Source organism: Helicobacter pylori Shi112 (genome assembly GCF_000277405.1).
GTDB lineage: Bacteria > Campylobacterota > Campylobacteria > Campylobacterales > Helicobacteraceae > Helicobacter > Helicobacter pylori_C.
Window position 1 is genome coordinate 282,652 of sequence record NC_017741.1, and the last position, 22,009, is coordinate 304,660.

At 39.4% G+C, this 22,009-nt stretch carries 21 protein-coding genes and 1 tRNA gene; 6 read left to right on the top strand and 16 right to left on the bottom strand.

Going from position 1 to position 22,009, the window contains the following annotated elements; translation table 11 throughout:
* Nucleotides 1-178: 178 nt before the first annotated feature.
* The gene (sabA, locus tag HPSH112_RS01380; RefSeq protein ID WP_000694349.1) at nt 179-2,266 is read right to left on the bottom strand and encodes a Hop family adhesin SabA/HopD; all 2,088 of its coding nucleotides are present in this window, start codon (nt 2,264-2,266) and stop codon (nt 179-181) included.
* A 253-nt stretch (nt 2,267-2,519) separates the two neighbouring features.
* Here sabA and HPSH112_RS01385 point away from each other — a divergent pair, with 253 nt between their 5' ends.
* Nucleotides 2,520-3,677, top strand: coding sequence for a SulP family inorganic anion transporter (locus HPSH112_RS01385; protein WP_014534196.1), 1,158 nt, complete (start codon nt 2,520-2,522; stop codon nt 3,675-3,677).
* Between the two features lie 34 nt (nt 3,678-3,711).
* On the opposite strand, the gene HPSH112_RS01390 is transcribed toward HPSH112_RS01385, so the two are convergent.
* The 3 genes from HPSH112_RS01390 to kdsB all read right to left on the bottom strand — a co-directional run bounded on the left by HPSH112_RS01390 (nt 3,712) and on the right by kdsB (nt 6,287).
* Nucleotides 3,712-3,786, bottom strand: a tRNA-Asn gene (locus HPSH112_RS01390).
* 130 nt (nt 3,787-3,916) lie between these two features.
* Complete coding sequence (gene hopA, locus HPSH112_RS01395) at nt 3,917-5,368, bottom strand: porin HopA (protein ID WP_000751101.1); 1,452 nt, start codon at nt 5,366-5,368, stop codon at nt 3,917-3,919.
* A gap of 193 nt (nt 5,369-5,561) precedes the next feature.
* Complete coding sequence (gene kdsB / locus HPSH112_RS01400; RefSeq protein WP_000584031.1) at nt 5,562-6,287, bottom strand: 3-deoxy-manno-octulosonate cytidylyltransferase; 726 nt, start codon at nt 6,285-6,287, stop codon at nt 5,562-5,564.
* 112 nt (nt 6,288-6,399) lie between these two features.
* On the opposite strand from kdsB, the gene dsbK reads away from it, so the two are divergent.
* Genes dsbK through HPSH112_RS01420 form a run of 4 tightly spaced genes read left to right on the top strand, consistent with a single transcriptional unit; the run spans nt 6,400 to nt 9,593 of the window.
* Entirely contained in the window at nt 6,400-7,197 is a 798-nt protein-coding gene (gene dsbK, locus HPSH112_RS01405; protein WP_000603198.1) for a protein disulfide-isomerase DsbK, read from the top strand.
* Between the two features lie 15 nt (nt 7,198-7,212).
* On the top strand, nt 7,213-7,866 hold the full coding sequence (locus HPSH112_RS01410; protein ID WP_000743486.1) for a UPF0323 family lipoprotein: 654 nt from the start codon (nt 7,213-7,215) through the stop codon (nt 7,864-7,866).
* A gap of 24 nt (nt 7,867-7,890) precedes the next feature.
* Nucleotides 7,891-9,063: a glutathionylspermidine synthase family protein gene (locus HPSH112_RS01415; protein WP_001197176.1), complete on the top strand. Its 1,173-nt coding sequence runs from the start codon at nt 7,891-7,893 to the stop codon at nt 9,061-9,063.
* On the top strand, nt 9,063-9,593 hold the full coding sequence (locus tag HPSH112_RS01420; RefSeq protein ID WP_000226282.1) for a membrane protein: 531 nt from the start codon (nt 9,063-9,065) through the stop codon (nt 9,591-9,593). Before HPSH112_RS01415 ends, HPSH112_RS01420 begins: the two co-directional genes overlap by 1 nt.
* 444 nt (nt 9,594-10,037) lie before the next feature.
* Here the strand turns inward: HPSH112_RS01420 and hcpE are convergent, their stop codons facing one another.
* The 12 genes from hcpE to HPSH112_RS01480 form a co-directional block, all read right to left on the bottom strand.
* On the bottom strand, nt 10,038-11,105 hold the full coding sequence (hcpE, locus tag HPSH112_RS01425; RefSeq protein WP_000111768.1) for a Sel1-like repeat protein HcpE: 1,068 nt from the start codon (nt 11,103-11,105) through the stop codon (nt 10,038-10,040).
* Between the two features lie 93 nt (nt 11,106-11,198).
* Complete coding sequence (locus tag HPSH112_RS01430) at nt 11,199-11,567, bottom strand: c-type cytochrome (protein ID WP_001235917.1); 369 nt, start codon at nt 11,565-11,567, stop codon at nt 11,199-11,201.
* On the bottom strand, nt 11,567-12,487 hold the full coding sequence (gene hemC, locus HPSH112_RS01435) for a hydroxymethylbilane synthase (RefSeq protein ID WP_000527620.1): 921 nt from the start codon (nt 12,485-12,487) through the stop codon (nt 11,567-11,569). Before hemC ends, HPSH112_RS01430 begins: the two co-directional genes overlap by 1 nt.
* Nucleotides 12,488-12,497: 10 nt before the next feature.
* Nucleotides 12,498-14,231 carry a proline--tRNA ligase gene (gene proS, locus HPSH112_RS01440; RefSeq protein WP_000899234.1) on the bottom strand — a complete coding sequence of 578 codons (1,734 nt, stop codon included), beginning with the start codon at nt 14,229-14,231 and terminating at the stop codon, nt 12,498-12,500.
* 3 nt (nt 14,232-14,234) lie between these two features.
* Nucleotides 14,235-15,584, bottom strand: a complete 1,350-nt coding sequence (gene hemA, locus HPSH112_RS01445) for a glutamyl-tRNA reductase (protein WP_000418277.1) — start codon at nt 15,582-15,584, stop codon at nt 14,235-14,237.
* Nucleotides 15,584-16,507, bottom strand: coding sequence for a polyprenyl synthetase family protein (locus HPSH112_RS01450; protein ID WP_001156626.1), 924 nt, complete (start codon nt 16,505-16,507; stop codon nt 15,584-15,586). The genes hemA and HPSH112_RS01450 overlap by 1 nt, the downstream gene beginning before the upstream one ends.
* Before the next feature lie 9 nt (nt 16,508-16,516).
* Nucleotides 16,517-16,912, bottom strand: a complete 396-nt coding sequence (locus tag HPSH112_RS01455; protein WP_001004144.1) for a hypothetical protein — start codon at nt 16,910-16,912, stop codon at nt 16,517-16,519.
* Entirely contained in the window at nt 16,905-17,189 is a 285-nt protein-coding gene (locus HPSH112_RS01460; RefSeq protein WP_001206067.1) for a DUF2018 family protein, read from the bottom strand. The genes HPSH112_RS01455 and HPSH112_RS01460 overlap by 8 nt, the downstream gene beginning before the upstream one ends.
* A gap of 20 nt (nt 17,190-17,209) precedes the next feature.
* Nucleotides 17,210-17,644, bottom strand: coding sequence for a DNA starvation/stationary phase protection protein (dps, locus tag HPSH112_RS01465; RefSeq protein WP_000846459.1), 435 nt, complete (start codon nt 17,642-17,644; stop codon nt 17,210-17,212).
* Nucleotides 17,645-17,848: 204 nt separating this feature from the next.
* Entirely contained in the window at nt 17,849-18,994 is a 1,146-nt protein-coding gene (gene flgS, locus HPSH112_RS01470; protein ID WP_000748841.1) for an acid survival sensor histidine kinase, read from the bottom strand.
* On the bottom strand, nt 18,991-19,308 hold the full coding sequence (locus HPSH112_RS01475; protein WP_000609407.1) for a hypothetical protein: 318 nt from the start codon (nt 19,306-19,308) through the stop codon (nt 18,991-18,993). Before HPSH112_RS01475 ends, flgS begins: the two co-directional genes overlap by 4 nt.
* Nucleotides 19,305-20,333, bottom strand: coding sequence for a flagellar basal body P-ring protein FlgI (locus HPSH112_RS01480; protein WP_000832089.1), 1,029 nt, complete (start codon nt 20,331-20,333; stop codon nt 19,305-19,307). Before HPSH112_RS01480 ends, HPSH112_RS01475 begins: the two co-directional genes overlap by 4 nt.
* A gap of 188 nt (nt 20,334-20,521) precedes the next feature.
* On the opposite strand from HPSH112_RS01480, the gene HPSH112_RS01485 reads away from it, so the two are divergent.
* Nucleotides 20,522-22,000, top strand: coding sequence for a DEAD/DEAH box helicase (locus tag HPSH112_RS01485; RefSeq protein WP_000395605.1), 1,479 nt, complete (start codon nt 20,522-20,524; stop codon nt 21,998-22,000).
* Nucleotides 22,001-22,009: the final 9 nt, after the last annotated feature.

The window sequence follows — 22,009 nt, forward strand, 5'->3', positions numbered from 1 at the left end:
CTTTATCAAAAAAGAGTGATAATCTTTAAAAAATTTTTCTTTAATGATTACAAAAACAGGGTTTTGATTAGTTTTATAGCTTGAGAGCGATTGCAAGAGATAAGCCCTCTTTATAAAGCACTTAATTTTAAAAATGCCTTCAAGCGTTTTAAACAAGCCCCTTTTTTTAAAGAGGGTTTTAATAAGCAAACACATAATTCAAATACACGCTATAGAGCCTTCTGTATTTGAGTTCAGCGCCCATGAAAGAATAATAATCCGTGTTAATGGTAGGGATTTTCACGCCTAATTCCACGCCATGCTGTGCGGCATGATCGCTGTCTTTTTTCTTAGACCTGGCGAGATTCATTCTCAAGCCTAAATTGAATAAAAATTGGAAATTCGCCACATTCATCTTAGCGCTATAGATATTACCCACCACATTCAAATTCACAAATTCAGAATTAAGCCACGAAGTCCCGGCTAATGCAAAGCCACCAAAAAGCCCCACGGAGAGCTTGTTATTCTTGCCTAAAAAGTTGGTGTTTTTATCGTTAATGAAGTTATAAAGCGCATCCATTCCCACCCCATAGGTCCAAACATCAGAAGCGGAGTTGAAAAAGCTGGATTTGATGAACGCATGGTTATAGTCAAAAAAGCCGTAATACCTTAACCCCCAATTCCTTTTTTTACCAAAGAATTGTTTGTAGCCCATTTGCACGCCGATCCCGTTCATCGCACCGTTATTGGTTTGAGAACTAATCATGCCAAAGCGCCTGAAAGGGTTTTTGCCTAATTCTTGCGTGGTGGCTTGGAGCTGGTTGTATTTGTTTGAATCCAAAGAATAAGTGAGCAAACCTTCTGGGGAATTAGGGTTTTGAGTGGAATGCGTCATGTTTTGAAGAGATTTAGCGTTAGGCAAGCTAGAGATAGCGCTATTGATCGCTTTTTGGTCGTTGTTTAAAGTGTTAAGGGCTCCTTTAAAATCCAAAATGGTTTGAGCCAAAGCTTTCTCTTGATTGACCTGGTTGCCGTAATAAGTGGCGTGTTGCTCTAAAGAATTGAGGGTTTCTTTCACAAACGCGCAACCTGAACCATAAGTTTTGTCGTTAATCACACCAGCTGATCCTGCCAAACATTCTTCTAGATCTTGTTGGATAGGCCCTTGAATGCTGTGGAAATTGTTCGCTACTTGTTGGGCTAAGCTTAAAATTTCTGCTTGAGCGTTCGCTCTATTGAGCATTTCTTGAGCAAACCCTTTGTCTTTAGAAGTGTAGGGGTTGAAATTTTCTGGTTGCGTGATTTGGGTGTTTTCATTAGCGTTAAGCTGTTTGGTTTTTTCTAAAACGGCTTGAGCGTTTTTAATCATCTCGTTAATCGCATTAAAACTCTCGCCAAAAATATCCATCACACTCCCAGTCTTACCGTGAAACCCCCATGCCCCACCGCCACCATTCACATGCGGGTTTTGAGTGGTAAGGACTTGCATGATAGTAGCGGCTTGTTGCAAAAGGTTTTCAGCGTCATTGACACTGTTAAACTTTAGCTGGATTGGGATTGCAAACCCGCCTGAATAATAATTGCCATCTCCATCGGGGTAAGTGTTTTCTGTGGTAGGGTTTCTTGTGAAAGTTTGGTTGATATTGACTACCATTTTTTTGGAGCCGTTCAAGGCAGGCATCCCACCTCCTTGACTTTGGTTTAAAGCGGTTTGGATAGTTTGATAAGCGGTATTGAGAGTCTGGTATTCACTGCTAGATAGGATACCATTTGGCCCTACATTGCTAGCTCCATTGCAAGTGGTGGTGGTCGTTCCGCTATTAGTGCTGTAGCTGTAGTTTGGCGTGTTACTAAACGATCGAACGCCCCCATTTTCTAAATGTTCTGGGCCAAGATTGGGGCCAGGACCACAGCTGATACCAAAGGCTATGACTTGCCACATGCCCACGGCGGCATTGAGCGCTAAAGCCACGGCTTGATAGGCTGGGGAAGTGGTGGTAGCGCTAGTGAGGTTGATCGCGCTTGAGCTTAAATTGTCAATCGCGCTTGTGATCGCGCTGGGCGTGCTGGCTAAATTGACTAAGGAATTTAAGTAATTGTATTGGTTTAAAAGGTTGCTTAAGTTATCGTATTTGTCCGCAAGGTTTTGCAACGCTCCTGTGTTTTTCACCATTTGAGCCGCTTCACCGATTTGATAGCCCACACTCATATAAAATCCGTCATCTTCAGCCCTTGATAATGAAGCCATGAGAGAAAGAGAGAGCAAGAGGGATTTTTTGATTTTCATGTTTTCTCCTTTTAATAGATTTTGGTTTCACATTCCCATGATAATCATGTTTATGAAAGTTCGCCATTTTACCATAAAATGCTTATTTTTAGCTTAAAATTTATATTTTGAAAAAAAAAAAAAACAATTTTAAGTATTTTTTACAATAAAATATTTAAGAAAGCTTAACGCTAAGAAAAGGGATTTTATCTGGTTTGAAATTGGTTTTTAAATCTTTGGTTACAATCAAGCCATTCTAATGAGAAAGAAAGGCATGTTTGAAAAGATACAAAAAGAATGGTTGAGTAACATTCAAAAAGATTTGTTGTCTGGTTTTGTGGTGGGGCTTTCTGTGATCCCAGAGACGGCCGGCTTTGCGATCATGGTGGGTTTAGATGTGGGCGTGGCGTTTTATACGACCTTTTACATGGCTTTTGTTTTGTCTTTTTTTGGGGCTAGAAAGGCGATGATTAGCGCAGCGGCCGGCTCAGTAGCGCTCATTTTAGTGGGCGTGGTTAAAAACTATGGGCTTGAATACGCGGGCGTGGCGACTCTTATGGCAGGGGTGTTGCAAATTCTTTTAGGCTATTTGAAAATAGGGAATCTTTTGAGGTTTATCCCCCAATCAGTGATGTATGGCTTTGTGAACGCGCTAGGCATTTTGCTTTTAATGGAGCAATTCAAATTCCTTCAAAACCAAAATGTAGGGGTGTTTATCTTGCTTGTTATTGGGATATTGATCATTTACCTCTTCCCCTTAATCACTAAAAAAATCCCCTCTAATCTGGTTTGTATCCTTATAGTGAGCGCGATTGCTTTAATTTTTGATACGCATGCACCGAATTTAGGGAGCATTGAGCAAGGGATTTCAGGCTTTCATCCCATCATTATCCCAAAAAATTTGGATTTTAAAATTTTGATAGAGTTGTTGCCTTACGCTCTTTCTTTAGCGCTAGTAGGCACGATAGAAAGTTTATTGACCGCCAAAACTTTAGACATGATTTTAAAAGACGGCGTGAGCGATAAAAATAAAGAAACTAAAGCGCAAGGCTTGGGGAATATCATATCAGGGCTTTTGGGGGGAATGACAGGGTGCGCTTTAGTGGGGCAGTCTATCATCAACGCAAAATCCGGGGCCAAAACAAGGCTTTCTACTTTTTTTGCCGGCTTTTCTTTAATGGTGCTAGTGCTAGTGTTTAATGAATATGTGGTTAAGATCCCCATCGTGGCGGTTGTGGCGGTGATGGTGATGATTTCTTTCACCACTTTTAATTTCCAATCCATTATTAACATTAAAAAAATCAAGCCCTATGACACGCTGAACATGCTCTTAGTCGTGGCGGTGGTTTTATACACGCATAATTTAGCGATAGGGGTTGTGGTGGGGGTGTTAGTCAATGCGTTATGGATCAAATCAAAAGGGATTGCGTGAAGTTTTGCTATAAAAAAAAGATGGGTTAAAAGTATGGCTCCAGATGTAGGATTCGAACCTACGACCAAGCGGTTAACAGCCGCCTACTCTACCGCTGAGCTAATCTGGAATTTCGCTCACAAAAAATAAAGAGAAATTTTAGTGTGTTTTTTGTAAAAAGTCAAGTAAAATGATGCCCTTATGCATTGAGAGCCAAAAAGTTGGCTTTGTCCTCATTAATAATGAGAACAAATTCAATATCAATAAGCCAAAACATAATTGAAATACACGCTATAAAGTCTTCGGTATGCTAATTTAGCGCCCATGAAAGAATAGTAATTCGTGTTGATGGTGGGGATTTTCACGCCCAATTCAACGCCATGGTGAATCCCTTGAAGCCTTAAACCGGTATTGAATAAGAATTGGAAATTGGTGTTGTTGATTTTAGCGCTGTAGATGCTAGTGGTGGTTTTTAAATTCACAAATTGCGAATTAAGCCATGTTGTGCCTGCTAGAGCGATGCCTCCAAAAATGCCAAAAGAGATTTTGCGGTTTTGATTGGATCCGCCATTGATGAAATTCAATAAAAGATCACTGCCTGCGCCATAAGTGAAAACATTAGAAGCGGAGTTAAAAAAGTTGGATTTGATATAGGCATGGTTGTAATCAAAAAAGGCATAATACCGGATCCCAAAAAATTTATTTTTCCCAAAGAATTGCTTATAGCCTAATTGCACGCCCACGCCATTCATCGCCCCGTTATTGCTTTGAGAGTTAATCAATCCCACGCTTCTAAAAGGGTTATGGCCAAACTCTTTGGTGGTAGTTTGGAATTCAGAATATTGTGTTTCGTTGAGAGAATAACTATGGCTAGATCGGCTCACCAAACTTTGAAACCCTTTAGAACCGGGCGTTTTTTGAATGGTGTTATAGATGGTTGCTAAATTGTCCCCTTTGAGGTAAGAGATCGTATTGTTAATAACGCTTGATACTTGATTAAGGTTTTTATTGAAATCAGCGTTGGTAAATGCGTTTGGTTGGTTTGGACTTTCTGGGTCAGTTCTTCGGGATTGTGCGGCGGCTTTTTTAGCACTATTTATCATGCTGTTTATGGCGTTAAATGTGTTGCCAAAAATATTGCATGCGTTCCCGCTTGCATTAATGCCCCATGGTTTGCCATTGCCTCCGTCTATTCCTGGGCATTGGCTTTGAAGGGTGCTAATAATGGTGCTAGCTTGAGTTAAAAGCTGTTCATAGTCATTATCAATGGTGAGATTATTGTTTTTATTCTCTAGGGTATTTTGGAGCGATTGAGAAATCGTATTGATTTTTTCGTATTCATTAGTGGGTAGCGAGTTATTGGCTAAATTAGAGGCTATCACTTGCCACATGGCTACCGCAGAGCTGAGCGCTGAAGACACGGCTTGATTGGCGCTATTAGGGGTCGTTTTTAATCTGTTAGCGCTCTCTTTTAGATTGTCAATCGCTTGAGCGGTGCTTGAATCGGTGTTAGAGGCCGTTTGTTTGAGCTCGTTATAGCGGGTTAAAAGATTGTTCAAATTGTCGTAAGCGTTGGAGACTTTTTGGATTTCGCCGGTGTTTTTCACCATTTGAGCGGCTTCGCCGATTTGATAGCCCACGCTCATAAAAACGCCGTCATCTTCAGCAAGGAGCGATGACGCCATAAGAGAAAGTAAAATCGTTTTTTTCATAAAATGTTCCTTAAAGTAATGTTTTATTTGCAAAATCGTATCAAATTGAAACTTTATTTACAATGCGTTTAAATTATGCCATAAATTTATTGAATCTTTAATAAAATTGAGCAAAAATTAACAAATTTTGCTTTTTTTTGGATTTAAAAAGAGGTTTTTGATGGTGAAAAATGCTTTGAGTAAATTTTAGCGCTCAAAGGAGATTGGGGCTAAAAATTTTCAAAGCGTTTTGCAAATCCTCTTTGGTGTCAATGCCCACGCTTTGGCTTTGAACGATTTTTACTGCAATCTTTTTTTGATAATACAAAGCCCTTAATTGCTCTAATTTTTCCAGCTCTTCTAAAACGCAAGGTTTTAAAGCGCACAATTCTTCTAATATTTCTTTATTGTGGAAGCCATAAATACCGATATGCCCTAAAAGGGGGGTTTGGCGTTTCATACCAGCGTCTCGTAAAAAGGGGATAAGGGAGCGCGAAAAATACAAAGCGTTACTTTGGCTGTCTAAAACCACCTTGACTAAATTGGGGCTTTTGGCTTGCTCTTCATCAATGACTTTAGCGCAAGTCGCCATGAAAGGGGCGTTTTTGGTGGCTTCTAATAAGGCTAAAATGACTTCTTTTTCTAAAAAAGGCTCATCGCCTTGCAAATTTAAAACCCTTTCATCGTTTTTTAACCCTAAAATTTGCGCCGCTTCCAAACAGCGTTCTGTGCCGCTATTATGGTGTTTGGAGGTTAGCACGGCTTTAATGTGGAATTTTTGGCATGTTTGCATGATGCTTTCATCATCGCAAGCGACCACGCATTCATCTACAAGATTCGCATTTTTAGCGCAACGCACCACCATAGGCAAGCCAAAAATATCTTCTAGCACTTTATTTTCAAAACGACTGGATTTTAATCTAGCAGGAATGATAATCATCTTTAAACCTTTTTAAGCCTTATGAAAATAGGGGATTTTTATGGTATTATACCCATTAAAAGCTTATCCCTTTTATTGTAAGGGTTTAGGCTATTGAACTTTAGGAGTTTTAATGATATTAAGAGCGAGTGTGTTGAGCGCGTTACTTCTTGTAGGCTTAGGGGCAGCCCCTAAACATTCAGTTTCAGCTAATGACAAACGGATGCAGGATAATTTAGTGAGCGTGATTGAAAAACAAACCAATAAAAAGGTGCGTATTTTAGAAATCAAACCTTTAAAATCCAGCCAGGATTTAAAAATGGTCGTTATTGAAGATCCGGACACTAAATACAATATTCCGCTTATAGTGAGTAAGGATGGTAATTTAGTCATAGGGCTTGGCGGTATCTTTTTTAGCAATAATGCCGGGGATGTGAAGTTGCTTACAGAAACCAATCAAAAAATCCTAGCCCTTAACACCAACCAGCAAAATAGCGCGAAATTGAACGCTATTTTTGATGAAGTGCCAGCTGATTATGCGATAGAGTTGCCCTCTACTAACGCTGAAAATAAGGATAAAATCCTTTATATTGTTTCTGATCCCATGTGCCCGCATTGCCAAAAAGAGCTCACTAAACTCAGAGATCACTTGAAAGAAAACACCGTGAGAATGGTTGTAGTGGGGTGGCTTGGAGTCAATTCGGCTAAAAAAGCGGCTTTGATCCAAGAAGAAATGGCGAAAGCTAGGGCTAGGGGAGCGAGCGTGGAAGATAAAATCTCTATCCTTGAAAAGATTTATTCCACCCAATACGATATTAACGATCAAAAAGAGCCTGAAGATTTACGCACTAAAGTGGAAAATACCACTAAAAAGATTTTTGAATCTGGCATGATTAAAGGTGTGCCTTTCTTATACCATTATAAGGCATGATATAAGGCTACTCTCATGAAAAAACCCTACAGAAAGATTTCCGATTATGCGATCGTGGGTGGTTTGAGCGCGTTAGTGATGGTGAGCATTGTGGGGTGTAAGAGCAATGCCGATGACAAACCAAAAGAGCAAAGCTCTCTGAGTCAAAGCGTTCAAAAAGGCGCGTTTGTGATTTTAGAAGAGCAAAAGGATAAATCTTACAAGGTTGTTGAAGAATACCCAAGCTCAAGAACCCACATTATAGTGCGCGATTTGCAAGGCAATGAACGCGTGTTAAGCAATGAAGAGATTCAAAAGCTCATCAAAGAAGAAGAAGCCAAAATTGATAACGGCACGAGCAAGCTTATCCAGCCTAATAATGGAGGTGGAGGGAGTAATGAAAGCTCAGGCTTTGGCTTGGGGAGCGCGATTTTAGGGAGTGCGGCGGGGGCGATTTTAGGGAGCTATATTGGCAATAAGCTTTTCAATAATCCTAATTATCAGCAAAACGCCCAACGGACCTACAAATCCCCACAAGCTTACCAACGCTCTCAAAATTCCTTTTCTAAAAGCGTGCCCAGCGCTTCAAGCATGGGCGGAGCGAGTAAGGGACAGAGCGGGTTTTTTGGCTCTAGTAGGCCTACTAGTTCGCCTGCGGTAAGCTCTGGGACAAGGGGCTTTAACTCATAATTTAATCTATTTTAAGGCTAAAAAATGCAAGTGATTCCTTTAAAACCTTTAGACAATAAGACCTTAGAAGAAATCGGCTTAGATTGGCACACTAATGACGACATGTCATCTTATATCGCTGATGAAATGGTGGTTGTTTCTCAAAAAGAAGCGGACGCTTATTATGATGCTTGTAATGAGCTTTATGACATGTTTGTAGAGACGGCTGAAGAGGCCATTCAAAACGATCGCTTTTTTGAATTGGATATTCCTAACGCGCTCATTCCTATGATCAAACAGAGTTTTGAAGAAGAAGTGCATTGGCACATTTACGGGCGTTTTGATTTAGCCGGGGGGCTTGATGGCAAGCCTATTAAATTATTGGAATTTAACGCTGATACCCCCACCATGCTCTATGAAACGGCGGTAATTCAATGGGCGTTACTCAAAGCGAATGGCTATGATGAAAACAAGCAATTCAATAACCTTTATGAAGCGCTTGGCGAGAATTTTAAACGCATGGTAACTTTAGGCGAAGACACGAGTCGTTTTGAGGAAATGTATGAGGGGTGGAAAATCCTTTTTTCAAGCGTTAGGGGGAATATTGAAGAAGAGCGCACCATGCGTTTTTTGCAAGACGCTGCTCAGAGCGTGGGGTTTGAAACGGATTTTTCTTACATTGATGAGGTGGAATTTAATGCAGAAGAGGGCGTGTTTAAAAACGGCTTGAATTATGAGTTTTTATTCAAACTAATCCCTTGGGAAAACATCGCTATTGATGAGCCAGAATTAGCCCTTTTGATGCAAGGCATGATGGAAAATAAAAACACGATTTTTTTAAACCCCGCTTACACGATCCTTTTCCAATCCAAGCGTTTTTTAAAACTTTTATGGGACAGATACCCCAACCACCCCCTATTGTTAGAAACGAGCTATGAGCCATTATCCAATAAAAAGCAAATCAAAAAAGTGGCTTTTGGTAGGGAAGGGGCGAATAGTGAAATCTTTGAAGCTTCCATGCAATCGCTTTTGAAAACGGACGGCGTTTATTCTAACCACAAGCCCGTTTATCAAGAGTTTTACGAGCTCAATTCGCATAACGGGTTGTATTATCAGCCTAATGTGTTTTTTGCGTATGAATCTTGCGCGCTAGGGTTTAGAAAAGGGGGGTTGATCTTGGATAATTTTTCTAAATTCGTGAGCCACATGTTGCAATAATGGTTGCAATGATGCGTTATTTTCACATTTATGCGACCACTTTTTTCTTCCCTTTGGCGCTTCTTTTTGCGATTAGTGGGCTTTCATTGCTCTTTGGGGTGCGCCAAGACACTGGCGCTAAGATCAAAGAGTGGGTTTTAGAAAAATCCTTAAAAAAAGAGGAACGATTGGATTTTTTAAAAGACTTTCTAAAAGAAAACCATATCGCTATGCCTAAAAAGATAGAGCCTAGAGAGTATAGGGGAGCGCTGGTTATTGGCACGCCTTTGTATGAAATCAACCTTGAAACTAAAGGCGCTCAAATAAAAATCAAAACCATTGAAAGGGGCTTTTTAGGCGCGCTCATCATGCTGCATAAGGCTAAGGTGGGCGTTGTGTTTAAGACGCTTTTGGGGATTTTTTGCGTGTTTTTATTGTTGTTTTATTTGAGCGCGTTTTTAATGGTGGCTTTTAAGGACACTAAACGCATGTTTATAAGCGTTTTAATAGGGTTCGTGGTGTTCTTTGGAGCGATCTATTGGTCTTTATAGGGTTTTAAAACAAAAGGTATTTTTCACAATCAAAATAAAAGAGCTAAGCGAGTGATAGTTTTGGTGCTCTTATGGGGTTAGGGGGATTTAGTTTTGGGGTTTTGGGAGGGTTATTTCAAAATGCCTCCTATCTCTTTATGGGTTTTAAAAATCCCATTTTTTAAAAATTAAAGAATGTTAATGCTGAAATAAGCTTGTTCATACGGGAGCGAAAGCGACACTAAAGGTATTTGAGATTTTCCCTAGTCTGATGCGAGAGTTTGGGTTTCACTCTGTGTCCCTAAGGATTTTACAGAGTTTGATCTCTAACGCATTCGCTCACGCATCATGCCTTTAAAGGCGTAACTCCTTTGTCCTAGATACGAACGCAATATTATAGACTAGTAGCATTCATCACAAACGCTAAAGGTGTTTGGGTTTTCTGCTTGGGTGGTTTAAAATTTTTCAATACCCCCTAAGTTTAGTGAGGTTTTCGCATGCTTGTTTCATGCCTAGCTTACAGCCCTTGTCATAAATCATTATGGCGTTTTCTTTATCTTTCATGTTGTAATACATGCCCGCTAGAGCGAAGCAACCCACTTCATCGCCCATATCGCAACCCCTTTCATAATTATCAAGGGCTTTCCTCAAGTCTTTTGGAACAGCGTCCCCTTGGGAATACATAAAGCCCATCCTAGAGCAACTCACCGCGTTCCCCATATCGCATGCTTGTTTGAAAAAATTAAAAGCCTTTTGGGGATCTTTTTTGACATACCTGCCTAACATATACATAGAGCCTAAACTCGCGCAACCACCAGAATTGTTTAATGTGCAAGCTTTTTGCAAATAATCAAACGCCACTTCAAAATCTTCATCAAGCCCTGCATCGCCATTTTCAAACAAACTCCCTAACGCGCGACAAGCCTGTCCATCATCCAATCGGCACGCTTTCAAATAATAAATCACGGCTTTATGGTTGCTTTGTTTGACTTCTAAAAAGCCTTTTTCATAAGCCACGCCCAAAACATAACACCCCTTAGCCATATCAAAATTGCAGCTTTTTTGATAGTAGGTAACCGCTTGAGCGGCATTGCCTTTGATTTTTCGGTCATAAATAATGCCTAAATTGTAGCAACTCTCAGGGTGTTTTAAAACGCACGCCTTAGCATAAGCGTCAATGGCCTCTTGATAATTTTGAGTCGTGCCTAACCCCTCATCATAAAGCCCCCCTAAACCAAAACACCCTTCCCTATCATCACCCTGGCATGCGCTTTGGTAATATTCTAGGGCTTTTTTATAATCTATTTTAGTGCCTTGCCCGTTTTCATAAATGATTCCTAATTGCGTGCAACCTTCACTCACCCCATCGTTGCATGCTTTTTTAAAATAAGATGTAGCTTTAGAATAATTCCCGCTTTTATAGGCCCTTTCAGCAACCCCTAAAAAGCTATTGTCTTTTTTCCCCCATAAATGGGCTTGCAAGCTCCAAAAAAATAACCCACAAACTAACATTTTTAAAATTTTGACACTCATTCTTACCTTCTTTATAAATTCTGATTTTTAGAACCCTCTTCAATCAAAACAAAAAATGCAACGCTCCATTTTAACATAAATCAAGCGCTTTGATTAAGGCTTGAAAGGTTCCTTACGCTCTTCTTTATGCGCTAAAGAGGTGATGTAAAGGTAAATCGCTTGGATTTCTTCTAAATTGAGATTGTATTTAGGCATCATGCCTTTGCCTAAACTTAGAGCGTCTTTAAAGGTTTTAAAATCTAAATGGTTGATTTTAGGGGCGTAGAGGATTTTTTTTTCGCCTTTTTCATAATAAAAAGTGATTTCTTGTTTTTCACCTTTAATGCCATGGCATTTCGCGCACGCAACGCCCCTAGGGTTTTTATAAAGAGCCATCCCGTATTCCAAATCAGAAATGAAATCCGCTTCTTTAGCATTCAAGCTTAACCACAAGAACAAAACCAGCGCGATAAACAAACGCATTAAAACAACTGCGCCTTTTCTAAAATCTCTTTAGCCCCGCTTTGCAAAAACGCTTCTAAAAGCTCTTGAACCAGATCAAGCGCTTTAGTTTTATCCCCTTGCTTTTCTTTAGCGATGACTTCTTTCCCGTTAGGCAAGCCTAAAACCGCCCGGATTTTAACCCTATCACCCATTAAACTCGCATGCACGCCAATAGGGATCTGACACCCTCCATTAAGCCCCTTGATAAACTCCCTTTCCAAATGGCAGCAAAACGCGCTTTCTTCATCATTGAGTTTTTGAAGCGTGGCAAAATGCTTGTGGCTTTTGAGCATTTCTACCCCTAAAGCCCCTTGACCCATGCTGGGAATCATTTCTTCCACGCTAAAAGCCTTGCGGTATTTCGCTCCTTGAATTTCTAGGCGGCACAACCCGGCTTCAGCTAAAATGATAGCGTCAAATTCTCCGCATTCAAGCTTTTTCAAACGGGTTTGGACATTCCCTCTCAAGCTTTCTGTGTCCAAATCCTGGCGCTTCAGTTTGAGTTGCATGGAGCGCCTTAAGGAAGTCGTGCCAACCTTTGCCCCTTTAGGCAAGCTCATCAAATCAGGGAATTTCACGCTTAAAAAAGTGTCCCTCACATCAGCCCTTTTAGTGATGCATGCCAAGTCTAACCCCTTTTCAAACACGACCGGCACATCTTTTAAAGAATGCACCGCCAAATCAATTTCGCCTTTTAAAAGCAATTCTTCTAATTCCTTAGTGAATAGCCCCTTACCGCCAATCTTATTTAAAGGGGTGTCTAAGATCTTATCGCCCTTAGTCTTAACGATTTGAATCTCGCTTTCTATAGAGCATTCTTTTTTCAGGCGTTCTTTAATGTGATTCGCTTGCCATAAGGCTAATTCGCTCCCCCTAGAGCCAATCACTAAATTTCCCACTCTTTCCCCCTTATTCGCTTTTTAACATTTCTAAAATTTTTTCTTCTAATTCTGTGTCTTTAAGCGTTCGTTTTTCTAAATTAGCGCGTTTGATGCATTCAAATTCTTTACTCTCTAAAGTTTGCTTCCCAACAATGAGCGCTAGTCGTTCCCCAATCAATTCAAAATCCCTCATCTTCGCCCCAAAACGCGCGTCTCTATCGTCTAACAGCGCATCAACGCCCTTTTGACGCAGCCTTTCATACACTTCAAAAGCGAGTTTTTTTTGCGCTTCATCTTTCCAATTAGAAACCACGATCACCACATCAAAAGGAGCGGTATTTTTCGTCCATACACAGCCTAGATCATCGCTTTTTTGCTCTAAAATCGCGCTGAGCAATCGGCTAATGCCTATCCCATAGCACCCCATTTCAAAAAATCGCTCCTTACCATTTTTATCCAAGAAACTAGCCTTCAAGCTTTTAGCATAGCCTTGCCCGAGTTTGAAAATATGCCCCACTTCCAAACTCTTATGGTATTTCAATTCTCCTTGACAATCAGGGCAATGATCGCTCTCTTTAACCTGGACAATATCCGCATAAACAAGATTTTCAAACCCTTTTAAATCCACGCCCACCGCATGAAAATCCTTTTCATTAGCCCCAACGATCAAACAATCGCCCTCTTTTAAATCTTCATCAAAGATAATGTAAGAAACATGCTTTTTCAAGCCATAAGGCCCTATAAAACCCGCTATTAACCCTGCGTTGTTTAAATCTTCTTTACTGGCCTCTCTTAACTCTAAAGCGTTCGCTCCTAAAAGATTCAAGGCGTTTAGGGCTTTAACTTCCTCTAAATTGTCATCGCCCCTGACAAAAAAGCACGCTAGGGTTTCTTTATCTTTATGGATCACTTTTCTAACAAGCGCTTTTAAAACAAAATAAGGCTCTGTTTTAAAAAACTCCGCCACGCTTTGCGCGCTGGTGGTATTAGGGGTAGGGAATTTCGCTAATTGCGCTTTTGGGACATTTAAAGGCTCAGGCCTTTTAGAGCGTTTAGCGATTTCAATGTTGGCGGCATAATCGCAATTTTTACACACCACGATCGTGTCTTCCCCGCATTCGGTTAAAACGACAAATTCCCTGCTCTTACTCCCTCCAATCGCCCCGCTATCCGCTTCCACAATGCGAAAATCCAAACCCAAATCGCTTAAAATCTCTTTATAAGCGCTTTGCGTGTTTAAAAATTCCTTATCCAAGCTCTCAGCGTCTTCATGAAAGCTATAACCATCTTTCATGATAAATTCCCTCGCTCTCACTAACCCGAATCGTGGGCGGATTTCATCACGGAATTTCGTGTGGATTTGATAGAGATGGACGGGTAATTGCTTGTAGCTTTTAATGAAATTAGCAGCAATTTCGGTGATATTTTCTTCTAAAGTGGGGCTTAAAACAAAATCATTGTCTTTTCGGTCTTTAAAAACCAATAATTCCTTGCCGTATTTATCCAAACGGCCTGATTTTTCCCACAAACTCGCTAAAACGACAAAACTCATTAAAATATTTTGCGCCCCATGCTCTTGCATGCGTTTGTGCGTGATGTTTTCTATCTTGTCTAGCACTTTTTTAGCTAAAGGCAAAAAATTATAAATCCCGCTGCCTACTTGATAAATGTATCCTGCTTGAGCTAAGTGTTTATGGCTTTTTAACACGGCATCTTTAGGGGGTTCTTTAAGAGTGGGGGCAAAGAGTTTTGAAAATAGCATGCATTATTCCTCGTAATATTCGCATTTATAGAGATTTAAATTCTGGGCATGATTGGCGCTAGATTTGTCTAAATTAAACAAGTTTTTAATCGCGCCCACAAGCACATCGGATTCTTCTTTTTGAGCGTTCTTTTTTAAGGCGATGGTAGGGTGGTGTAAAAAAGTATTGAAAGCGTTGTGCAAGATTTTTTCAATATTGCTTTCGTATTCTTTAGGCACATAGCGTTTTTTAAGCGCTTTTTGCAATTCCTTCTGGGCTGAAATCCTAGCTAACTCCCTTAAATCCTTAATCAAAGGCTCTACTTCTAAGCTTTGGATCCATTGGTAAAACTCCATAGTGGCAAGCCCTACAATCTCATAAGCTTTCGTTCTGCTCTCTTGCCGGTTTTCCACATTTTCTCTAACCATAGGCTCTAAATCATCCACGCTGTATAAGAAAATATTATCCAATACCGGCTTTTCAATATTCCGTGGCACGGCTAAATCAAACCAAAAACGCCTGAAAATCGTTTCTTTTAACATGTCATTTTGCACGATAAAATGCGGCGAAGAAGTGGCGCAAAAAAGCAGTTGGTATTCATTGATATAAGCGTTTAAATTTTCTATATTTTGAAAGCTCACTTTTTTAGGCTCTTCTAATTCTTTGATGAAATCTTCAAATTTAGCCTCATTACGCCCCAAGATAAGCGCTTCAAATTGCTTGTTTAAAAGGTGCTTGATGACTAATTGAGCCATCTCGCCAAGCCCTATCACAAGGGCTTTTTTATCCTTAATCCTTTCTTTTTCAAAAATATTAAGCGCTTCTTTGACCGCCACTGAAGAGATGGAGACTCCTTGTTTGGAAATGCCGGTTAAATTGCGCACTTTAGCGGCGCATTTGAAAGCAAAATGGAGCAATCGGGTTAAATCTTTGGAGCAAAATTTCTCTTCAAAAGCGAATTTATAGGCGTTTTTCATCTGCCCTGTGATTTGAGTTTCCCCCACTACTAGGCTATCCAAACTGCTGCACACGCTAAAGACATGATGGACTGCGCTTTCATCAACGCTCATTAAAACGCATTTTTCTAAATCAGACACGCTCATTTTTTTATTTTGAGCCAAAATTTTTAATAACGCGCTTTTTTGTTCATTAGCATGAGCGCCATGCTTTAGGCTCGCATAGATTTCAAAGCGATTGCATGTGGATAACACCATGCACTCTTTGATGTTAGGGCAATGGTTTTTAATGGTTTGTAAAAATTCTTTAAGCGTTGCGCTCGAATTGATAGCGAGTTTTTCTCGCATTTCTAAGCCCATGCTTTTATGCGTAAAGGCTAGGGTGAAATATTTTGACAAATGAGTTTCTAACTCCATTAAAAAGTCCTATAAATGACATCTTGCGCTAGTTTTTCTAAAATCAAATTGTTTTCCTTTTTAATGGCTTCAAGGGCCTTTTTAGAATAAACTTGAGCGGTTTTAAGGGTTTCTTCTATGATACCATATTGCTTGAATTTTTCCTTAGTCCATTCTATGATTTCATGACTATCTTGTTTAAAATAAGAAATTAAAAGCCCTTGTTCATGCGGATTTAATTTTTCATATAAAAGCAAGTAGGGTAAAGTGGTCTTGCCCTCTTTAAAATCGCTAAAATTGGGCTTACCTAAAGTTTTGGCGTCTTGAGTGATGTCTAATAAATCATCAATGATTTGAAACGCCATGCCAAAATTTAATCCAAAATCCGCATATATTTTTGCGTCTTTATTTAAAAGAATCGCCATGCTCTTTAGACTCGCTTCTATGAAATGAGCGGTCTTGTCTTCTAAAATACGCCAGTATTTTTGTTTGTCGCTATTGAAACATTCCCCCACAAACACATCTTCAATCTCGCCCCTAGAGAGCCTTAAAACCGCATTAGAGAGAGTTTGAGCGATGGATTCACCCATTTTAGAGAGTTCAAAAAAGGCTTTAGAATAAAACACATCTCCAAGCATCACGGCGTTAAAATTACCAAAAAGAGCGTTAATGCTGGGGAGCTTTCGGCGCATGGTCGCCTTGTCAATCACATCATCATGCAATAAAGAAGCGGTCTGTATCATTTCTACAATCGCGCACAAATTGAATGCTTTATCCAATAAAATAGCGTCTGTTTTTCCATTTAATAAAGCGAGCATGAGTTTGGAGCGCAGCATTTTTGAAGGGCCAATCTTAGAAAACAATTCATCTATAAAGGCGCTTTCTATTTCTTTGATCCAAGAAGCGATCTTGTTTTGAATGGCTTTGAGTTGTTTTTCTTGCATGCAAATTCCTTAAGGCTCTTTAGGAGAAAAAACAAGGGGCATAAGGGCTAAAAGCCTTAAAGCGGCTTTATCTTCTTTAAAGTCTTTAAACACAAGCGACAGAACGCTGTTAGAAGAAAATTTTTCTTCAAAAACTTTGAGGTTATAGGTGTTTCTCGCATGATCGGTGTATAAAATAAACTGGTAAGGGAAATGGTTAAAACGCATGTTGATGACTAAACCTTTATTTGCATATAGCGTCCAATAGAGCGTGATTTCTTTGGTTTGTTCGTTTGAAGTGTCTTTGATGATCGCTTTAAACACTTCATCTTTTTTTAATTCTAGCGTTTTATCTATCCCATAATCAAGCCCAAACGCCTTTAAAAAAAAGAGAAACATCAAGCCATAGCGGATAAGCTCATTCATTCCCGCTAAGAATATTCGCCATGGATTGGATCACAATGTCTGTTTTTTTGCTCTCTATTTTTTGTTGCAACTCTTCATCAATTCTTAAAGCTTTAGCGAAAGATTCAAACTTTTCTTCTAAGTCTTCTTTTTCTATAAAAGTTTCCAAGAGAGCCAGAAGCTCTAAAAGCCTTTCTAGCTCTTTTTTAGAAAGCTTTCTACTCGCATGAAAAATAATGTCATTCCACTTGTCTAAGGGGTTTCCCTCAAAAATTTCAAGTTCGCTGTAATCTCTCATGCTGGCTTCTTTTTGGGAGCTTAAGCCAAATGGGCTTGCAGCATCCAAATGGATTTTTGCAACTTGGCCAATTGATCGTCCGCATAAGTTACGGTGACTTTATCGCCTTCTTTTTCAGCGGTGTTAGAGAGCTCTTTAAATTCTTTTTCTAGGTGTTTGTAGTCCTCTAGAATTTCTTTAAAGATGTCTTTAGAGTGGAAGCTTGTTTTAGTTTCTTCTTTAACACGAGTGAGTTTGATCGCTTCGGATAAAGTGACTAGGGGGTGGTGTCCTAATTGAACAATCCTTTCAGCGAGATCATCAAACATGTCCGCAAACTCTTCATAAATTTCTTCGGTGGCTTTATGCACATTAAAAAAATCGGTGCCTTTCACATTCCAATGGAAGTTATGCACTTTCATAAACAACACGATCGCATCCGCTTGCAAATGTTTTAAAATTTCAAATGTTTTCATCAAAAATCCTTTTTTAAAATTGTTTTAGGCTTTTATTTTCATAAAAACCTTGATCGCTATCCTACACCAAAAGAGTTAATGAAAAATTTTTTTGATCTTATTTTTGTCAAATATTGATAAACCCTATTCAATTTAATATTATTTAATCTTTTTAAAATTTTGTTTTATAGTAAAACTCATTTTTAAGGGGAATAGTTATCCAAATCAAGAAGCGTTAAGAATCTTAATTTCAAAGGTTTTTTCTTGATTTTCTAATAGCGCAATGCTCCCTTCATGGGCTTTAACCACTTGTAAAGACAGGGCTAACCCTAAGCCATTACCCTTTAATTTAGTGGTTTCAAAAGGTTCAAACAAAGCGCTTTTGTTTTCCACTTCCTTGCCATTATCAATAATAGTGAAGACAATAAATTCGTTTTGAATGAACGCTTCAATCTTCACTTGACCCTGCTCGCTCTCTTCTAAGGCTTCAATCGCATCAATAGCGTTATACAAGAAATTTTGCAGCACAATCCCCATCAAATCAAAGTCAAAAAACCCTTCTTCATCGCTAAAATTAAAAAGAAAATCAATGTCTTTAGAGTAAGTGTAGCAATTTAGGGCTTCTTTGAGATCGCTCTCTAGCGTTTTTAAACTTTGCTTGGTGCGGTTGGCTTGAATGCCTTTAGAAAAAAGCAAGGTGGCTTTAATGATTCTTTCCACGCGCCATAAAGCTTTTTGCAATTCTACAACAATGGGCTTAGTCTTTTCATTTGCATGCTTTAATAACACCGAAGCTAAAAGAGAGATAGAGCCTACAGGGTTTCTGATCTCATGGGCTAAATGCGCTGAGATTTTCCCCATAGAAGCGAGCCGTTCTTGGCGTTTTTGAGCGCTAATATCGGTTGCGGTGATGATTTGCTTGCCTTGAATGCTGTTTTGCTGGACCAAATAGCTTTTATTTTCATGTTCAATTTCAGTGTTAAAATTTTCTAATTTAGCCTTATTGAACACCTCATGGCTTTGATTGGCTAAAGAATTTTTATAAAAAAAGCTCCCGTTTTCATTCACCACCCAAATGGCTTGCGGTAAAATCTCTATGACCCATTCATAAAGGGCTTTATAATCCTTAAATTCCTTTTCTACCTTGTAGCTTTGTAAAATAAATTGGTTTAAAAGCCCTAGCAATTCTTGCATGTCTTTTTTGTTGGAAAAATTTTCTAATAAATCTTCGCTCTCTTTGGGTTTAAAGTTTTCTAATGAAATCACATTATCCTCTTTTTTTAACAACCCCTTGAAAGAAGAAGCCTTATAAGAGTGTTTCAAATGGGAACGCTTCAAATAAGGGCGTTTTAAGCGCTTGGATTTTTTCATGATTTTTGTTTTTCTTGCTCTTTTAAGAAATTAAACAGCATTTCGCTATAGCCAAAATTCCCGCTCAATTCTTTAGAAAGGGTGTCCTTATACATGGAAGTGTAAATCTCATCGCCTGGGGCTTTAGGATACAAAGGGTTATCCATTTTCATAGCGCTATCTAGCATGAATTTTAAAAGCAACGCTTCAAAAGAATCGGTTTGTTCTTTGAGGAGCTTGTCGTTTTTATTTTGAGCTAACGCTTTTAATTTCTCTTCGCTCGCTAATTTAGAAACATTGTATTGCTCTAACATGGCTTTATTGTTGTTTATCATAGTATCTCCATTTCAGCGCTAATCGCACCGCTTTTTTTTAGGGCTTGCAAGATTGAAACCATCCCCTTAGCGCTCACGCCAATTTTTTGTAAGGCTTTCACCACCCCGGCAATGGTGATGTTTTTCCCATTAGAACTCAGCGTGTTATGAGCGGTGTCTAAGGACATGTTATTGTCTAAATCCTGCGCGTTTTTAGAATTGTCTAAGGGCTCTTTAGTGATTTTAAGCGTGATGTCTTGGCTTGTAACCACTATAGGATGCACCATTATATCCACTCCTGAAACGATCGTGCCTGATTTTTCATCCACAATGATCTTATTTTTTGCGCTGTAATTAATAGGGATTTCTTGCACTAAGGCTAAAAACTCCACCATAGAAAAACGCTCTGGGCGAGTGATTTGAATGGTTTTTGGATCTAATGCTATCGCTACTTTATTACCAAATACCTTATTTAAAGTGTTTTGCACTTGGATAGCGTTTTTAAAATTGGGGTTTTTTAGGCTTAAAACCATGGCGTTTTTATGGAACAAATCATACGAAACTTCCCTTTCAATAGTCGCCCCATTGATGATATTGGCTGAGAGCAAGTTATTAGAATTACCCGAAGTGATAGCCCCTTGAGCGAGGGCGTAAATATTCCCATCTACCGCATTTAAAGGGGTCATCACCAAAGTCCCTCCTTGAATGGATTTTGCATCCCCAATAGAAGAAATTTGAATATCAATTTTATCGCCCTGTCTTGCAAAGGGGGGCAAGGAGGCTGTAATCATCACTGCAGCGACATTTTTAGATTTAATATCATCTGCAGAGATTTTGACATTCACGCTCTCTAGCATGTTAGAAATGGATTGCATGGTGAATTTTGAGCCGGATTTATCCCCTGTGCCATTTAGGCCAATCACAAGCCCATAACCAATCAGCTGGTTATCCCTTACGCCCACCACGCTCGCTATATCGCCTATTTTTTCGGCCAAAAGCTTGTGAAAGGCTAATACAAAAATAAGCCATAAAAACACCCGTTTCAATCAAACCCTTTCTTATTCCCTAAATTCTAATTATTTTAGCATAAGCCTTTTATAAAAACTTTAAACCTAATTGAGCGCATTTTTATGCTATACTCAAAAATCTTATAAACTTTAAATCAAAGATTTTAATTTTAGCCTTTTATTAGCTTTTTATAAAGTTTCAAATTAAATTGAGGTATGAATCTCCCATGGAATTTAATCAACCACCACTCCCTACAGAAATTGATGATGACGCTTATCATAAGCCGAGTTTTAATGATTTGGGCTTAAAAGAATCGGTTTTAAAATCCGTTTATGAAGCCGGTTTCACTTCCCCAAGCCCCATTCAAGAAAAGGCTATTCCGGCTGTTTTGCAAGGCCGAGATGTCATCGCACAAGCCCAAACAGGCACAGGAAAAACCGCCGCTTTCGCTCTGCCCATTATCAACAACCTTAAAAACAACCACACCATAGAGGCCTTAGTGATCACGCCCACTAGAGAGTTAGCCATGCAAATTAGCGATGAGATTTTCAAATTGGGCAAACACACTAGGACTAAAACCGTGTGCGTGTATGGAGGCCAGAGCGTTAAAAAACAATGCGAATTTATTAAGAAAAACCCCCAAGTGATGATCGCTACACCAGGAAGGTTGCTGGATCATTTAAAAAACGAACGCATCCATAAATTTGTGCCTAAAGTGGTCGTTTTAGATGAAAGCGATGAAATGCTGGATATGGGGTTTTTAGACGATATTGAAGAGATTTTTGACTATCTCCCTAGCGAAGCGCAGATTTTGCTTTTTTCAGCCACGATGCCAGAGCCGATTAAAAGACTAGCGGATAGGATTTTAGAAAACCCTATTAAAATCCATATCGCCCCTTCCAATATCACTAACACTGACATCACCCAACGCTTTTATGTGATTAATGAGCATGAGAGGGCTGAAGCGATCATGCACCTTTTAGACACCCAAGCGCCCAAAAAGAGTATTGTTTTCACGCGCACCAAAAAAGAAGCCGATGAATTGCACCAATTCCTTGCTTCTAAAAATTACAAAAGCACCGCCTTGCATGGGGATATGGATCAAAGGGATCGGCGCGCTTCTATCATGGCGTTTAAAAAAAATGACGCTGATGTGTTGGTGGCTACAGATGTGGCGAGCCGTGGGTTGGATATTAGCGGTGTAAGCCATGTGTTCAATTACCACTTGCCCCTAAATACCGAGAGCTATATCCATCGCATCGGGAGAACCGGGCGAGCGGGCAAAAAAGGCATGGCAATCACTTTAGTAACCCCCTTAGAATACAAAGAGCTTTTACGCATGCAAAAAGAAATTGATTCAAAAATTGAGCTTTTTGAGATCCCCACCATTAACGAAAATCAGATCATCAAAACCTTGCATGACGCTAAAGTGTCTGAAGGGATCATCAGTCTTTATGAACAGCTTACTGAAATTTTTGAGCCGTCTCAATTGGTTTTAAAACTTTTGAGCTTGCAGTTTGAAACCAGCAAAATTGGCTTAAACCAGCAAGAAATTGATGCGATTCAAAACCCTAAAGAAAAAACGCCAAAAACCTCTAACAAAAAAACACACCAGCGTGAGCAAGCGCGTTCTTTCAAAAAGGGTCAGCACCAAGACAGACACCCTAAAACAAACCACCATTCTAAAAAACCCAAACGCCGTTAAAATATTTAA

Coding starts and splice junctions, on each gene's coding strand:
- HPSH112_RS01410 (WP_000743486.1), top strand. CDS start 7,213: ATGAAAAAACCCTACAGAAAGATTTCCGATTATGCGATCGTGGGTGGT.
- proS (WP_000899234.1), bottom strand. CDS start 14,231: ATGCTATTTTCAAAACTCTTTGCCCCCACTCTTAAAGAACCCCCTAAA.
- HPSH112_RS01450 (WP_001156626.1), bottom strand. CDS start 16,507: ATGCAAGAAAAACAACTCAAAGCCATTCAAAACAAGATCGCTTCTTGG.
- dsbK (WP_000603198.1), top strand. CDS start 6,400: ATGATATTAAGAGCGAGTGTGTTGAGCGCGTTACTTCTTGTAGGCTTA.
- hemA (WP_000418277.1), bottom strand. CDS start 15,584: ATGGAGTTAGAAACTCATTTGTCAAAATATTTCACCCTAGCCTTTACG.
- dps (WP_000846459.1), bottom strand. CDS start 17,644: ATGAAAACATTTGAAATTTTAAAACATTTGCAAGCGGATGCGATCGTG.
- HPSH112_RS01475 (WP_000609407.1), bottom strand. CDS start 19,308: ATGATAAACAACAATAAAGCCATGTTAGAGCAATACAATGTTTCTAAA.
- HPSH112_RS01420 (WP_000226282.1), top strand. CDS start 9,063: ATGGTTGCAATGATGCGTTATTTTCACATTTATGCGACCACTTTTTTC.
- hcpE (WP_000111768.1), bottom strand. CDS start 11,105: ATGAGTGTCAAAATTTTAAAAATGTTAGTTTGTGGGTTATTTTTTTGG.
- HPSH112_RS01385 (WP_014534196.1), top strand. CDS start 2,520: ATGTTTGAAAAGATACAAAAAGAATGGTTGAGTAACATTCAAAAAGAT.
- kdsB (WP_000584031.1), bottom strand. CDS start 6,287: ATGATTATCATTCCTGCTAGATTAAAATCCAGTCGTTTTGAAAATAAA.
- HPSH112_RS01415 (WP_001197176.1), top strand. CDS start 7,891: ATGCAAGTGATTCCTTTAAAACCTTTAGACAATAAGACCTTAGAAGAA.
- HPSH112_RS01455 (WP_001004144.1), bottom strand. CDS start 16,912: ATGAATGAGCTTATCCGCTATGGCTTGATGTTTCTCTTTTTTTTAAAG.
- hopA (WP_000751101.1), bottom strand. CDS start 5,368: ATGAAAAAAACGATTTTACTTTCTCTTATGGCGTCATCGCTCCTTGCT.
- sabA (WP_000694349.1), bottom strand. CDS start 2,266: ATGAAAATCAAAAAATCCCTCTTGCTCTCTCTTTCTCTCATGGCTTCA.
- HPSH112_RS01460 (WP_001206067.1), bottom strand. CDS start 17,189: ATGAGAGATTACAGCGAACTTGAAATTTTTGAGGGAAACCCCTTAGAC.
- HPSH112_RS01485 (WP_000395605.1), top strand. CDS start 20,522: ATGGAATTTAATCAACCACCACTCCCTACAGAAATTGATGATGACGCT.
- flgS (WP_000748841.1), bottom strand. CDS start 18,994: ATGAAAAAATCCAAGCGCTTAAAACGCCCTTATTTGAAGCGTTCCCAT.
- HPSH112_RS01430 (WP_001235917.1), bottom strand. CDS start 11,567: ATGCGTTTGTTTATCGCGCTGGTTTTGTTCTTGTGGTTAAGCTTGAAT.